Raw genomic sequence first — 14,417 nt, 5'->3', positions numbered from 1 at the left:
CCCGGAGATGGAGTGGCAGCAGGTTTTCGAGCTTCTCGGTCGCACGGTGGCGAGTCGACACGAGCTGATGAGCGCGGGAGCGACCGGGCACGATCTGACGGTGGCGGTGAGCTCGAGGCGGCTGGTGCGGATTCGCCGAGATCACTATTCGCTCCCGGCAACCGCGCGGCCGATCCAGGAGGCCATCCGAATCGGCGGACGGCTCGGCTGTGTATCGGCCTTGAGCCACTACGGCGTGTTCGCGTTCGACACCACCTTCGCGCACCTCCATCTCGGGCGGGATGCCTCGCGACTGAGAGCGCCGCGAAACCGATTCGCCACTCTCAGCCGCCAGAACCGCGATGGGGCTGAACTTCATTGGAGTCCCCTTCTCGAACCAGCGGGCGGAAGCGAGGTCGCGATTGGCCTCAAGGATGCACTCGCCCAGTCCCTGCGCTGCCAACATCCCTGGTACGCGATCGCGTCGCTGGACAATGCGCTGAATCAGCGGTTGATCGACGAAACCGATCTTGCGGAGATATTCGCGAACGCTCCGCTCCGCTGTCAAACGCTCCGCGCACAGCTGGATGGACGAAGCGAGGCCGGTCAGGAGAGCGTGCTGCGATTGATCATGCTTAGCGCAGGGCTGCGATGTGAGCTCCAGGTGGAAATACTCCGAGTGGGGCGGGTGGATCTGATTGTCGAGGGGATTCTCGCCCTCGAAGCCGACAGCCGGCTTGCTCATGACGGTTGGGAACTGCACGTCAGGGACCGGGATAGGGACCTGGAGCTCGCCCGGCAGGGCTACATGAGCCTCCGTCCGGTCTACCGCCGCACGATGTTCAGTCCTCATGAGGTGCGGGACGCCGTGCTCAATCTGCTCGCGGCGTGGAACCACCACCGGGTGGTGCTCCTCTAGGTTTCGCGTCACCTCGGGCCCGGCCGCGTGTCATCGTGGCACATCGTCCGTTGCATAACTCCGGCAGATTGCGCCACCGGCCCCCAATTCGGACCGGTTTCGGCGCTTCGGGCCGCCGTTGCAGGAGTTGTGCGCGGGATGCCGCCTCCCTGACCGCGGGTGCCGGATCCCGGCAATGCTCCCGGCAGTGCTCCCGGCAATGCCTCCGGCCGCGCGGACGCGACCTCGCGTGCACCTCCCGCACCGTGCATAACTCCTGCAGAATCTGCGACTGACCGTCGAGATCCAACCGTGGGGACCCGTCGGGCGCCAAATTGCAGGAGTTATGAAACTGGGGAGGGAGGGAGGAGGAGGAGGACGAGGAGGAGGAGGGAGGGCGAGGAGGAGGACGGGGGAGAAGACGCGAGAAGCGTCAGCGGTGCAACTCGTCGAGGCTCGAGATGACCCGAACACCGGATGCCGCCGCCGCACGGAGGTCCTCTGCCGTGGCCAGTCCCAGGCGGTCGACCCACACCCCGGCGAGGCCGGCGGAGGCCGCGCCGATCGCATCCGTTTCCAGCCGGTCCCCGACATAGGCCGCGTCGGACGGCTCGACCCCGAACAGGTCGCAGGCGTGCTCGAAGATCCTCCGGTCGGGCTTGGCGAACCCGAGTTCGCCCGAGGCGATCACGTGTTCGAGCCGGGGCGTGAGCCCCATCCGGTCGAGTTTCGCCAGCTGGAAGTGCAGGTCGCCGTTGGTGATGATGCCGATGCGAACACCCCGCGAATCGAGTTCGTCGAGGCACTGGAGCGCATCATCGTGCAGCGTCCAAGCGAGCTGGTAGTGCACGAGATAGTCGTCGAACCACTGGTCGGCCTCGTGGTCGCTCGAGAGATCGAGCCCGTACGGCTCGACGAAGTCGCGCGCCCGATGCCTGCGCTGCTCGAGGTAGTCGAGCTCTCCGGCGAGGTAGCGAGCGTAGTGGTGCTCCTCGAGGTCGTGCCAGCGCGCGAGTTCGGCGTCGTCGTCGGCCTCGGCGAGAAGCGTGCCCATCGCCCTGCGGTGCGCTCTGATCCCGAGCCCGACCGCTCGCCGGTGGGCGAAGAGCGTGTCGTCGAGGTCGAAGAGCACCACGGGGGGAAGCGTCACAGCGGCCAGCCGTCTTCCGGGATCCGCGAGTCGCCGCGCAGGAGGCTCGCCTGCCAGGAGTCCAGCCGTTCCCCGCGGTGCACGAGGGATGCCCGCATGGTGCCCTCGAAGTGGAATCCGGCACGTCGTGCCACGATTGCCGACCCGATGTTGTCCACCACGGACTCCCAGTGCAGTCGCTCGAGTCCGAGTCCGTCGGGCTCGAAGCCGTACTCCGACACGGTCTGCAGCGCCTCGGACATGATGCCCTGCCCGCGCCACGGCGTGCCGAGCCAGAAGCCGACGGTGGCCGAATGCACCGGTTCGAGCCGCAGTTCGATGACGCCTGCGAAGACGCCATCCACCCGGATGGCCCAAAGGATGTCCGTGGCGGACTCCGCGGCGGCACCGACGTAGTCGGTGACGTACTTGTCCGCATCGCTGAGGAGGTACGGAGTCGGCACCGGCACGAAGCGTTGCAGGTCGGCGTCCTGGCAGTACTCGAAGACCGCGGCCGCATCGCTCGGCAGCACGGAGTCGAGCAAGAGCCGTTCGGACTGGATGACCGGGGTGAGCACCGTCACCGCCTCGGCAGCAGCCCGACGCGGTCGTACACCGTCGCGAGGGTGGCGTCGGCGATCTCCGCGGCCCGGTCGGCGTTGCCGGCGAGGACCCGGTCGAGCTCGGCCGGATCGGCCAGGAGCTCGAGGGCGCGGGTGCGGATCGGCGCGAAGGTCTCGACCACCACATCGGCGAGGTCCTTCTTGAAGTCCCCGTAGCCGCGACCGGCGTACTCCGACTCGAGCGACTCGATCGGGCGACCCGACAGAACGGAGAACACGGTCAGCAGGTTCGAGACGCCCGGCTTCTCGGCGACGTCGTAGACAACCTCGCGCCCGGCATCCGTCACGGCGGACTTGATCTTCTTCGCTGTGACCGACGGCTCGTCGAGGAGCCACACCACGCCGGCGGGGGACTCGGCGGACTTGCTCATCTTGGATGTCGGGTTCTGCAGGTCGTAGATGCGGGCGGTCTGCTTGAGGATGAGCGGCTCCGGCATCGCGAAGGTCGGGCCGAAGCGCGTGTTGAAGCGGTTGGCGAGGTCGCGGGTGAGCTCCACGTGCTGCTTCTGGTCGTCGCCGACGGGCACAGCGACCGCGTTGTACAGCAGTATGTCGGCGGCCATGAGAGTGGGGTAGGCGAACAGCCCGACGGACGCGGCATCCGTCCCCTGTTTCGCCGCCTTGTCCTTGAACTGGGTCATGCGACTGGCCTCGCCGAAGCCGGTGATCGTGTTGAGGATCCAGGCGAGCTGCGGATGCGCCGCCACGTGCGATTGCACGAAGAGGGTGGACACCTCGGGGTCGATTCCCGCGGCGATGTACTGCGCCGCGGTGCGCCGGGTGTTCTCGCGCAGGGCGGCGGGCTCCTGGGCGACGGTGATCGCGTGCAGGTCGACGATGCTGAAGATCGCGTCGTGCGTGTTCTGGAGTTCCTTCCACTGCAGGAGCGCGCCGATGTAGTTGCCGATGTGAAGCGATTCGGCGGACGGCTGCATACCGGAGAACAGGCGGGGCTTAGAACTCATGAGTCCAGTCTTTCAGTTTGATGGCGGAACGCGCGAAACGCGCTGCTCCCGATGAAGCCGTAGTGGCCGAAGGATCCGACGAGCGACGAAGTCGCGGCGAATGGTTGTGGCGGCGGGGGCGTGGCGGGCCTCTATGGGCGGAGCCGGCACAACCGTTCGCCGCGACCCCCGAGAAGACCCCCGGTTTACGAGCCGAGGAACTAGACCAGATAGTCGACGACGACCGGAGCGTGGTCCGACCATCGGGTGTCCCACGCCGACGCCCGGTCCACCGAGTAGGCGGTGACGGTTGCCGCGAGCGCGGGGGAGGCCATCTGATAGTCCAGTCGCCAGCCGGTGTCGGTGTCGAAGGCCTGCCCGCGCTGGGACCACCAGGTGTACGGGCCCTCGACCTCGCCGGCCCAGGTGCGGCCGACATCCACCCAGCCGAGCCCGCGACGAGTCTTGCCGTCGACGCAGGCCACGTTCTTGCCGGCCGGTCCGAAGAACTTGTCGAAGTAGGCACGCTCCTTGAGCAGGAATCCCGCGCTCTTGCGGTTGCCCCGCCAGTTCTTGATGTCCAGTTCGCGGTGCCCGACGTTGAGGTCGCCGACCACCACGGCGTATGGCGTGTGCGCCGAGAGCTCGGGAAGTCGACGGGACATCGCGTCGAGGAACTTGTACTTCTCGATCATCTTCGCGGGGGTTTCGGCGTCGCCGGAATGCACGTAGGTGCTCACCACGGTGACGACGGCGTCTCCGACGCGGTAGTCCGCCTCGAGCCAGCGACCGGCACTGTCGAACTTCTCGTCCCCGAGGTCCACGCGGTGGATCTCCGCCTTGCCGCGGCTGGCCAGCGCCACACCGGCCCGACCCTTGGCCGTTGCCGCGTCGTGCAGGATGTTCCACTCCGGCCCGAGGAGACCCTCGAGGTCTTCGGTGGCTGCGCGCACCTCCTGCAGGGCGAGGATGTCGATCCCTCGGCCGTCGAGCCACTCGCCCATCCCCTTGCGGTAGGCCGCTCGCACACCGTTGACATTGACCGTGGCGATTCGCAGGGGAGTGGGCATACCTGAAAGTTTAGCGAGCGCGACCGACAGCCCGAGCCCGCCGGGCCCGGAGGGGACGCGGCGGCACCCGGACTCCGCCACCTCTGGCGAAGCTCGACGCGTCTTCGCCGTGGTCGGCCATGTCGACGGCGATCCAGGTGGCCGAGATGAGCAGCACCTGGCAGACGAGACCAAACCAGATCAGCAGGCCGACGATCACGGCGAAGGAGGCGAGCAGCGGGTTCCGTCCGGCGCCGCCGATGATGGTGGCACCGAGCACCTTGAGGATGCCGAGGGCCAGTGCCCCGAGCACCGATCCGGTAAGAAGTCGCCGCCCGGGCAGTCGCTGGCCGGAGAGTACCCGGAACAGACTGGCGAGCACGATGGTGTCGAGCACCAGAACCAGGGTCAGTCCGATCACGCGGGCCGCGGCGTCCGCGAAACCGGAGTGCCCGTCGATTCCGATGAGGTCGAGAAGAAAGCTGAGCGCACTCGTGCTGAACACGGAGATCGCGGCCGACAGGACGGTGACGGCGCCGAATCCGACCACGAGGCCCAGGTCCCTGAGCTTCCGCAGCAGGAAGAAGGTCTTGTCCGGGGGCAGGTCGAACACCGTGCGCACGGCGGCCCGGGCGGCGCCGAACCAGCCGAGAGTCGTGAAGAGGAGCGCCGCGAGGGCGATGGCTCCGCTCCAGGTGAGGGAGCTGGAGGTGAAGAGAGCGTCGATGTTGATCGCCCCACCGCTGCCGTCGCCGGTGTCGATGAGTCCGGGTACCGACAGGGCGACGGTGTTCACCACGGCATCCCGCAACTGAGGGTCCGCCTTGAGATACAGGCCGAAGATGGTGAATCCCACGTACAGCCCGGCGAACACGCTGTAGAGGGCGGCAAGGCTCAGCCCGGCGGCGAGAATCGGGCCGTTCTTCTCCGAATAACGCACGAACACGCGTGCCACGCGCAGGCGCTGCATCCGAACAATGAGGCTCTGGATGCGCGCGTACAGACGCTTCGCTCCCGCCACCATGGGGCCCCTCTCCACTCGCTCCAGCCTATCCAGCGGCCCGGTAGAGTGGCGCACACAGCAGACTCGAGGGAGGACACCCATGGATTTGCACGGCATCGGCGTGGGACGGGGAATCGCGGTAGGCCCGATTGTGAGGATGCCGGACCCGCTGCCGGAACCGGCCGACGTGGCGCGCACGGCCGACGCCGGCGTGGAGTTCTCGGCGGTGTCTGAGGCCCTCGCCGCGGTCGCCGTCGAGCTGCAATCGCGGGGCGAGAAGGCCGGCGGTGCCGCCAAGGACGTGCTCGAGGCGGCGGCGCTGATGGCTCAGGACCCGTCGCTGGTCGACGATATCCAGTCCCGCATCGATGCGGGCAAGACGGGGGAACGCGCGGTCTTCGAGGCGTTCGGGGCGTTCCAGGACATCCTCACCGGCATGGGTGGCCTGATGGCGGAGCGCGCCGCCGACCTCGCCGACGTCTCCCGCCGCATCATCGCCCACCTGCGCGGGGTGCCTGCCCCCGGCGTCCCCAGCTCGGACAGGCCGTTCGTCCTGGTCGCCCACGATCTCGCCCCGGCCGACACGGCCCTGCTCGACCTCGGCAAGGTGCTCGGCCTCGTCACCCGGGATGGTGGCCCGACGAGTCACACGGCCATTCTGGCGAGAGCGAAGTCCATTCCGGCCATCGTCGGGGTGGCTGGGGCGCTCGACCTGGCCGACGGCACCGAGGTGATCGTGGATGCCGGCGCCGGCCTCGTGCGGGTGGCCCCGAGCGAGGCGGACCTCGAGCGCGCCCGGGCGACCATCGCCGAGCGAGCCGCCGTCGTTGCGGCGCCCATCACTCCGGGGGAGCTCGCCGACGGCACGGCCATCCCGTTGCTCGCGAATCTCGGGTCGCCGAAGGATGCCGCCGCCGCGATCGCACTCGGCGCGGAGGGCGTCGGACTGTTCCGCACCGAGTTCCTCTTCCTGGACGCGAAGACCGCGCCGTCCGTCGACGTGCAGCGCGTGCACTACGCGCAGCTCCTCGCCCAGTTCCCCGGCAGGAAGGTGGTGGTCCGCGCGCTCGACGCCGGCGCCGACAAGCCGCTGAGCTTTCTCAACGACGCCCACGAGGAGAATCCGGCCCTGGGCCTGCGGGGTCTTCGCGCCCTGCGTGCGAGTGAGCCGATCCTGCGTGACCAGCTCACCGCCCTCGCCCTCGCCGCCGCGGAGACCGACGCCGAGCTGTGGGTGATGGCGCCGATGGTGTCCGACTCCGAGGAGACCGAGTACTTCGTGTCCCTCGGCCGGGAGCTGGGACTCACGACGGTGGGGGTGATGGCCGAGGTGCCGTCCCTCGCCGTACTGGCCGACCAGGTGCTCGGCGTCGCGGACTTCGTGAGCATCGGAACCAACGACCTCACCCAGTACACCCTTGCCGCCGATCGGATGCTCGGCTCCGTCGCGCAGTTCCAGGACCCCTGGCACCCGGCGGTGCTGCGCCTGGTGAAGCTCCTCGGTGACGCCGGAGCCGCTGCGGGCAAATCGGTGGGCGTCTGTGGCGAGGCGGCGGCGGATCCGCAGCTCGCCGTGGTGCTCGTGGGCCTGGGCGTGACGAGCCTCTCGATGACGCCGGCGGCGCTCGCCGACGTGCGCGCAGAGCTCCGCACGGTCACGCTCGCGGAGGCCAGCGAGCGAGCGAGCCGGGCTCTCGCGGCTCGCACCGCCACGGAGGCGCGCGCCGTCGCCTCCGCCTGAGCCGGTCTCCGGCCCGTCGGGCAGCGCCTGGGCTGCCCGGCTGTCTGCCCTCTGCGCCGCCTCTGCGCTGCACTGCGCGGCCCCTCGCCCTCTGCGCTGCCCGGCCGCTCGACCTCTGCGCTGCCCTGCGCGGCCCCTTGCCCTCAGCGCTGCGCTGCGACTCCACTGCGCTGCCCGGTGGCGTGCGCGGGCCTCCTGCCGTGCCCCCTAGCCGTGTTCATAACTCCGGCAGTTCTTCCACAGGGGCGAAACCGCCCCCGTGTCTTCGGCGGCAGCGGGAGCGCGGCGACACGAATTGCAGGAGTTATGCACGGGGCGCGGGCGGGCGGTGGCGAGTGCGCAGGCGGACGGAGCCCCGGTGCGGAGCCCCGGTCTGCAACCCGGCCACTCCGGAACGGTCACCGACTCGGCGTGCGTAACTCCGGCAGTTTTTGGGGGAGCAGCACAAACCGGCCCGTATTCCTGGGGGTGGTCGGGAGGAGCGGCGCGAATTGCAGGAGTTGTGCACGGGGCGCGGGCGGGCGGTGGCGAGTGCGCGGGCGGACGGAGCCCCGGACGGAGCCCCGGTGCGGAGCCCCGGTCCGCAACCCGGCCAGTCCCGGATCGCTCATCGACTCGGCGTGCGTAACTCCGGCAGTTTTGGGGGAGCAGCACAAACCGGCTCGTATTCCTGGGGGTGGCCGGGAGGAGCGGCGCGATTTGCAGGAGTTATGCACGCCGCGGGGAAGACGCGCCGCAGGGAAGGCACGCCGTGGGGAATACACCCCGCGGGGACGACACCCCGCTGGGACGACACCCCGGGGGAAGGCACCCCGCAGGGATGCACCCCGCAGGTATGACACCCCGCAGGGACGACAAGCACCCGCTCAGGGCCAGTGCGCCCCGCAGAGCCGGGGAACGGCAGGCAGCGAGCTGCCTACGGCTTGCCGCGCAGCACCGCCGCCTTCACCTCGGCGATGGCCTGCGTCACCTGGATGCCGCGCGGGCAGGCCTCGGTGCAGTTGAAGGTGGTGCGGCAGCGCCACACGCCCTCCTGGTCGTTGAGGATGTCGAGGCGCACCTCGGACCCCTCGTCGCGCGAGTCGAAAATGAAGCGGTGGGCATTCACGATCGCGGCCGGCCCGAAGTACTGGCCGTCGGTCCAGAAGACCGGGCAGCTCGAGGTGCACGCCGCGCACAGGATGCACTTGGTCGTGTCGTCGAAGCGCGCACGCTCCACCGGGCTCTGCAGGCGCTCCTTGTCGGGCTTCGACGAGGCGATGAGGAACGGCTGCACCGCCTTGAAGCTCTCGAAGAAGGGATCCATGTTCACGATCAGGTCCTTCTCGAGCGGCAGGCCCTTGATCGCCTCGACATAGATCGGCTTCGAGATGTCGAGGTCCTTGATCAGGGTCTTGCAGGCGAGGCGGTTGCGGCCGTTGATGCGCATCGCATCCGAGCCGCACACGCCGTGGGCGCACGAGCGACGGAAGGTGAGCGATCCGTCCTGCTCCCACTTGATCTTGTGGAGGGCGTCGAGGATGCGGTCGGTGCCGCGCATCTCCACGTCGAAGTCCTGCCAGCGCGGCTCGTCATCCACTTCGGGGTCGAACCGGCGGATGATGAGGGTCGCCGTGAAGGTCGGGATGACCTCGGGGACGCTCGGGGAGTTGTCCAGGACCGCTGTGCTCATTAGTACTTTCTCTCCATTGGCGGGTAATTCGTGATCACGACGGGCTTCCAGTCGAGGCGGATGTGTTCCCCAGCGTCCGCGGACTCCGGGTCACCGGTGAGGTAGGCCATCGTGTGCACGAGGAAGTTCTTGTCGTCGCGCTCCGGGTAGTCCTCGCGCATGTGGCCGCCGCGGCTCTCCTTGCGGGCCCTCGCCGAGTACACGAGCACCTCGGCGAGGTCGAGCAGGAAGCCGAGCTCCACGGCCTCGAGCAGGTCGGTATTGAACCGCTTGCCCTTGTCCTGCAGCGCGATGTTCTTGTAGCGCGCCCGCAGCCTCTCGATGAGCTCGGTGACTTCCTTGAGCGAATCGTCGGTGCGGAAGATCTGCGCGTTGCGGTCCATCGAGTCCTGCAGCTCCTTGCGGATCACCGCGATCCTCTCGGTGCCGTCCCCGCTGCGCACCATGTCGAGGATCTTGCGCACTCCGGCCGCCGGGTCGTCGGGCAGCGGGACGAACTCCGCAGTCTTCACGTACTCGACCGCGTTCTTGCCTGCCCGCTTGCCGAAGACGTTGATGTCGAGCAGCGAGTTGGTGCCGAGGCGGTTGGAGCCGTGCACGCTCACGCAGGCGCACTCGCCGGCGGCGTAGAGGCCGGGAACGACCTCGGTGTTGCTGCGCAGAACCTCGGCGTTGTTGGTGGTCGGGATGCCGCCCATCGCGTAGTGTGCCGTCGGCAGCACCGGCACCGGTTCGGTGTACGGCTCGACGCCGAGGTAGGTGCGGGCGAATTCCGTGATGTCGGGCAGCTTCTCGTCGATCACCGCCGGCTCGAGGTGCGTGATGTCGAGGTAGAGGTAGTCCTTGTCCGGACCGGCGCCCCTGCCCTCCCGGATCTCGGTGGCCATCGACCGGGCGACGATGTCGCGGGGGGCGAGGTCCTTGAGCGTCGGCGTGTAGCGCTCCATGAAGCGCTCGCCCGTGGCGTTGCGCAGGATGGCGCCCTCGCCGCGTGCCGCCTCGGAGAGGAGGATGCCCAGGCCGGCGAGCCCGGTCGGATGGAACTGGAAGAACTCCATGTCCTCGAGCGGCAGCCCCTTGCGCCAGATGATGCCGACGCCGTCTCCGGTGAGGGTGTGTGCGTTCGAGGTGGTCTTGAAGATCTTGCCGAATCCGCCGGTCGCGAAGATGATCGCCTTCGCCTGGAACACGTGCAGGTCGCCGGTGGCGAGCTCGTACGCGACGACGCCGGAGGGCTGCTCCGTGGTGACGCCGAACGAGTCGGTGACCTCGGTCATCACCATGTCGAGCACGTAGAACTCGTTGAAGAAGTTGATGCCGAGACGCACGCAGTTCTGGAACAGCGTCTGCAGGATCATGTGGCCGGTGCGGTCGGCCGCGTAGCAGGCGCGGCGCACGGGCGCCTTGCCGTGCTCACGCGTGTGCCCGCCGAAGCGGCGCTGGTCGATCTTGCCCTCCGGCGTGCGGTTGAAGGGCAGGCCCATGTTCTCGAGGTCGATGACCGCGTCGATGGCCTCCTTCGCGAGGATCTCGGCCGCATCCTGGTCGACGAGGTAGTCGCCGCCCTTGACGGTGTCGTAGGTGTGCCACTCCCAGTTGTCTTCCTCCACGTTCGCCAGCGCTGCGGCCATGCCGCCCTGCGCCGCTCCCGTGTGCGACCTCGTGGGGTAGAGCTTGGAGATCACCGCGGTGCGGGCGTGCGGACCCGCCTCGATGGCGGCGCGCATTCCGGCGCCTCCCGCCCCGACGATCACGATGTCGAACTGGTGGTGGTGCACTCCATCGATGATCGAGGAGGTGCCTTCCGCGTCTTCACCCATTGCGCAGTGCCCCTAGCCGGCCGGGCAGAAGGACGGCAGGAGGTTGGCTGGCGAGCCGGCGGGACAGGGGTCAAAGGTGTAGATCACGAGGGTTCCCAGCACGAGTAGTACGACGGCGGACGCGATGAGCGCGCCCTTGAAAATGACACGGAGGAGACGGTTGCTCGCATAGTCGTTCACGATGGTGCGCATGCCGTTCGCGCCGTGGATCAGGGCGAGCCAGAGCAGCAGGGTGTCCCAGATCTGCCAGAACGGCTGGGAGAGCTTGCCGCCGACGAAGGCGAAGTCGATGGCCTTGACACCCTCACCCGCGAAGAGGTTCACGAAGAGGTGGCCGAAGATCAGCACCACGAGCACGACGCCACTCGCCCGCATGTAGATCCAGCCCCACTTCTCGAAGTTGAAGCGGCGTTGACGGCGCACCGGCTGGGGTGCGCGAGGTGTTTCGATAGTCGCGCTCATGATCACGCCCCTCCAAAGATGTGCATGAACTGTCTGGGCACGAAACCAACGAGCAGCAGCACCCAGACCACGATCACGATCCAGAACATGAGTCGCTGGTGCTTGGCGCCCAGACTCCAGAAGTCGATCAGGATGACGCGCAACCCGTTGAGGGCGTGGAATCCGATCGCGACGACGAGCGCGGTCTCGCCGAGCCCCATGATGGGCGTCTTGTACGAGTTGATGACCGCGTTGTAGGCCCCGGGGCTCACTCGCACGAGCGAGGTGTCGAGGATGTGAACGAGTAGGAAGAAGAAGATCGAGACGCCGGTGATGCGGTGCAGCACCCACGACCACATTCCCTCCCGACCCCGATACAGGGTTCCCCGGGGAGCGCGAGGCGCCGAGATCTTGGGTAGTGGATACTTCTTTTCTGGCCTGGAAGCGGCCAGGGCCCCCGCCGACTTCTCTGGCACGAGCAACCCTCCTTGACGAGTGGTGTCCGCCCCGGCATCGGGGCGGGTGACTGTTCGCGAGGCGAACGGATTCCAGTCTATTCCCGCGCGAATCGGTCGTCTGCCAAGGCTTGCCTAAATATCTCGAGATCGAGATATCTGGGAGCGTCTAGGGTTGAGCGCATGGCTGAGCAAAAGGACCTTCTCGAGCGTTTCTACAGCGTGATCCCGGCCGGCGGAATCGGATCGCGGCTCTGGCCGCTCTCTCGCGCCGATGCTCCCAAGTTCCTGCACGACCTCACCGGCTCGGGCAGCACCCTGCTCCGGGCCACCTGGGACCGGCTCGCCCCCCTCTCGGGACCCGACCGCATCATGGTCGTCACGGGCCGCGCGCACCGCGCCGCGGTCGAGGCCCAGCTGCCCCAGCTGACGGATGCCAATGTGGTTCTCGAGAGCGAACCCAAGGACTCGTCGGCGGCGATCGGGCTCGCCGCGGCGATCCTGGTTCGACGGGAGCCGGATGTGATCATCGGGTCGTTCGCCGCCGACCACGTGATCGCGGACATCCGCGGTTTCCGGCGCGCGGTCGTCGAGGCGGTGGCGGCGGCGGATGCCGGCTACATCGCGACCATCGGCATCACGCCCACCGAGCCGGCGATCGGCTTCGGCTACATCCACTGCGGGCCGAGGCTCGACATCCCGGCGGCACCGAGCGCGGTGATGGTTGACTCCTTCGTGGAGAAGCCCAACCTCGTCACGGCCCGAGGCTACGTCGCCAGCGGCGACTACCTGTGGAACGGCGGCATGTTCATCTCCCGCGCCGATGTGCTCCTCGCCCAGCTCGGCGAGACCGAGCCGGACCTGCTCGCGGGTCTCACCGAGCTCGCCGAGGCCTGGGACACCCCGCGCCGCGGGGCGGTCGTCGATCGCGTCTGGCCCGGCCTGCCCAAGATCGCGATCGACTACACGGTGGCCGAGCCCGCCGCGAAGGCCGGGCGGCTCGCGGTGATCCCCGGCGAGTTCGACTGGGACGACGTCGGCGACTTCGCGGCGATCGCGAAGCTGCATTCCGGGGGACGAAAGTCGGATCTGGCGATCCTCGGCGAGAACGCGCGCGTGCTCGCCGACGCGTCCACCGGCATCGTGATCAGCCAGACCGGGCGCCTCATCTCGCTCATCGGAGTCACCGACATCGTGGTCGTCGATACCCCGGACGCTCTACTAGTCACGACGAGTGCAAATGCACAGCGTGTGAAGGCAGTGGTCGACGCGCTCAAGCTGTCCGGCCGCAGCGACGTGCTGTAGCCCCCTACCCCCCCCCGTTTGGCCGGGGGGTCTGGTGATTATTTCTGCAACATTTCGCGACAATCGCATCTTTGTAACCATTGGCTAAAAGGGTACAAATACCCCCCGATGCGGCACGTAACATTCGGTAACCTGTACAGCACTACGGCCCCCGCAACCGTGCCGGGGCAGCACCTTGGAGGACACCTTGAGAATCACCTCACGAAAGGCCGTGCTGAGCGGTCTGGCCATGGCCGGAATCGCAGCAGTGCTCGCCGGATGCGCAGCAGCACCCGACGCCACGAAGACCACGGCCGCGGCCTCGAAATACCTCCCCTGCATGGTCTCCGACTCGGGCGGATTCGACGACAAGTCGTTCAACCAGCTGGGACTCGAAGGGCTGCAGGCCGGGGCGAAGGCCATCGGCGCCAAGGAGAAGCACGTCGAGTCGAACGCCGACACCGACTACGCTCCGAACATCGACAGCCTCGTCGCCGCCAACTGCAACCTGATCATCACCGTCGGCTTCAACCTTTCCGCGGCCTCGCTCGCCGCGGCCAAGGCCAACCCCGACATCCAGTTCGCCATCATCGACGACGCGGCGGACGCGAACTTCGACGGCAAGGTCGACGAGCCGAACATCAAGCCCATCCTGTTCGACACCGCCCAGGCCGCCTTCCTGGCCGGCTACGCCTCGGCGAGCTACAGCAAGTCGGGCATCGTCGGAACCTTCGGCGGCATGCAGTACCCCACCGTCACGATCTTCATGGACGGTTTCGCGGACGGCGTCGACTACTACAACAAGCAGAAGAGCAAGAGCGTGAAGGTCGTCGGCTGGGACGTCGCCTCGCAGAAGGGCTCGTTCACCGGCGGATTCGCGGCGAACGACACGGCCAAGAGCACGGCGAAGAACCTCATCGACCAGGGTGCGGACGTCATCTTCCCGGTCGGTGGACCGATCTTCCAGAGCGCGGGAGCGGCCATCACCGACTCGGGCAAGGACATCGCCTTGCTGGGTGCTGACGCCGACGTGTTCAACACCTTCCCCACCTACGACAAGCTCTACCTCACCTCGGTGCTGAAGGGCATCAAGACGGCCACCCAGGCCGTCGTGGAGGCCAGCGCCAAGCAGGCCAAGGGCACCTTCGACAACGTGCCGTACGTGGGCAACCTCAAGAACAATGGGGTAGGCATCGCCCCGTTCCACGACTTCGCGTCGAAGGTCGACCCGAAGCTGCAGGGTGAGCTCGACTCGATCAAGGCCGACATCATCAGCGGCAAGATCACGGTCAAGTCGTACCTGTCCGGCAACTAACCCACACAGTTCCAACGGTCGGGGGGACCAGCATTGCTGGTCCCCCCGATTTTCTGAGACCGGA

At 67.6% G+C, this 14,417-nt stretch carries 13 protein-coding genes; 4 read left to right on the top strand and 9 right to left on the bottom strand.

Annotated features, from left to right (window positions below; all coding sequences use genetic code 11):
• The first annotated feature begins 7 nt into the window (after nucleotides 1-7).
• Nucleotides 8-898 carry a hypothetical protein gene (locus FVP33_RS17640; protein ID WP_147785009.1) on the top strand — a complete coding sequence of 297 codons (891 nt, stop codon included), beginning with the start codon at nucleotides 8-10 and terminating at the stop codon, nucleotides 896-898.
• Nucleotides 899-1,310: 412 nt separating this feature from the next.
• On the opposite strand, the gene FVP33_RS17635 is transcribed toward FVP33_RS17640, so the two are convergent.
• The 5 genes from FVP33_RS17635 to FVP33_RS17615 all read right to left on the bottom strand — a co-directional run bounded on the left by FVP33_RS17635 (nucleotide 1,311) and on the right by FVP33_RS17615 (nucleotide 5,661).
• On the bottom strand, nucleotides 1,311-2,027 hold the full coding sequence (locus FVP33_RS17635; RefSeq protein WP_147785008.1) for an HAD family hydrolase: 717 nt from the start codon (nucleotides 2,025-2,027) through the stop codon (nucleotides 1,311-1,313).
• Nucleotides 2,024-2,584 carry a GNAT family N-acetyltransferase gene (locus tag FVP33_RS17630; RefSeq protein WP_187270791.1) on the bottom strand — a complete coding sequence of 187 codons (561 nt, stop codon included), beginning with the start codon at nucleotides 2,582-2,584 and terminating at the stop codon, nucleotides 2,024-2,026. Before FVP33_RS17630 ends, FVP33_RS17635 begins: the two co-directional genes overlap by 4 nt.
• A gap of 2 nt (nucleotides 2,585-2,586) precedes the next feature.
• Nucleotides 2,587-3,594 (bottom strand): tryptophan--tRNA ligase, encoded by a 1,008-nt coding sequence (gene trpS, locus FVP33_RS17625; protein ID WP_147785006.1) that lies wholly within the window; start codon nucleotides 3,592-3,594, stop codon nucleotides 2,587-2,589.
• Nucleotides 3,595-3,794: 200 nt separating this feature from the next.
• Entirely contained in the window at nucleotides 3,795-4,643 is an 849-nt protein-coding gene (locus tag FVP33_RS17620) for an exodeoxyribonuclease III (RefSeq protein ID WP_147785005.1), read from the bottom strand.
• Between the two features lie 10 nt (nucleotides 4,644-4,653).
• On the bottom strand, nucleotides 4,654-5,661 hold the full coding sequence (locus FVP33_RS17615; protein WP_187270790.1) for a YihY/virulence factor BrkB family protein: 1,008 nt from the start codon (nucleotides 5,659-5,661) through the stop codon (nucleotides 4,654-4,656).
• A gap of 64 nt (nucleotides 5,662-5,725) precedes the next feature.
• Between FVP33_RS17615 and ptsP the strand changes: the two genes are divergently transcribed.
• Nucleotides 5,726-7,366 (top strand): phosphoenolpyruvate--protein phosphotransferase, encoded by a 1,641-nt coding sequence (gene ptsP / locus FVP33_RS17610; RefSeq protein WP_147785003.1) that lies wholly within the window; start codon nucleotides 5,726-5,728, stop codon nucleotides 7,364-7,366.
• Nucleotides 7,367-8,282: 916 nt separating this feature from the next.
• Here ptsP and FVP33_RS17605 read toward each other — a convergent pair.
• From FVP33_RS17605 to sdhC, 4 genes are read right to left on the bottom strand one after another with little or no spacing between them, the layout of a single operon-like run.
• Nucleotides 8,283-9,038, bottom strand: coding sequence for a succinate dehydrogenase iron-sulfur subunit (locus FVP33_RS17605; RefSeq protein WP_147785002.1), 756 nt, complete (start codon nucleotides 9,036-9,038; stop codon nucleotides 8,283-8,285).
• Nucleotides 9,038-10,858: a succinate dehydrogenase flavoprotein subunit gene (gene sdhA, locus FVP33_RS17600; RefSeq protein WP_147785001.1), complete on the bottom strand. Its 1,821-nt coding sequence runs from the start codon at nucleotides 10,856-10,858 to the stop codon at nucleotides 9,038-9,040. Before sdhA ends, FVP33_RS17605 begins: the two co-directional genes overlap by 1 nt.
• 12 nt (nucleotides 10,859-10,870) lie before the next feature.
• Complete coding sequence (sdhD, locus tag FVP33_RS17595; RefSeq protein WP_147785000.1) at nucleotides 10,871-11,320, bottom strand: succinate dehydrogenase, hydrophobic membrane anchor protein; 450 nt, start codon at nucleotides 11,318-11,320, stop codon at nucleotides 10,871-10,873.
• 2 nt (nucleotides 11,321-11,322) lie between these two features.
• On the bottom strand, nucleotides 11,323-11,775 hold the full coding sequence (gene sdhC, locus FVP33_RS17590) for a succinate dehydrogenase, cytochrome b556 subunit (protein WP_147784999.1): 453 nt from the start codon (nucleotides 11,773-11,775) through the stop codon (nucleotides 11,323-11,325).
• Between the two features lie 162 nt (nucleotides 11,776-11,937).
• Between sdhC and FVP33_RS17585 the strand changes: the two genes are divergently transcribed.
• Entirely contained in the window at nucleotides 11,938-13,059 is a 1,122-nt protein-coding gene (locus FVP33_RS17585; protein WP_147784998.1) for a mannose-1-phosphate guanylyltransferase, read from the top strand.
• A 187-nt stretch (nucleotides 13,060-13,246) separates the two neighbouring features.
• Complete coding sequence (locus FVP33_RS17580) at nucleotides 13,247-14,353, top strand: BMP family lipoprotein (RefSeq protein WP_147784997.1); 1,107 nt, start codon at nucleotides 13,247-13,249, stop codon at nucleotides 14,351-14,353.
• The last annotated feature ends 64 nt before the right edge of the window (nucleotides 14,354-14,417 follow it).

The organism is Lacisediminihabitans profunda (genome assembly GCF_008040105.1).
GTDB classification, from domain to species: Bacteria; Actinomycetota; Actinomycetes; order Actinomycetales; family Microbacteriaceae; genus Lacisediminihabitans; species Lacisediminihabitans profunda.
This window is presented reverse-complemented; position numbering and strand designations above follow the sequence as displayed.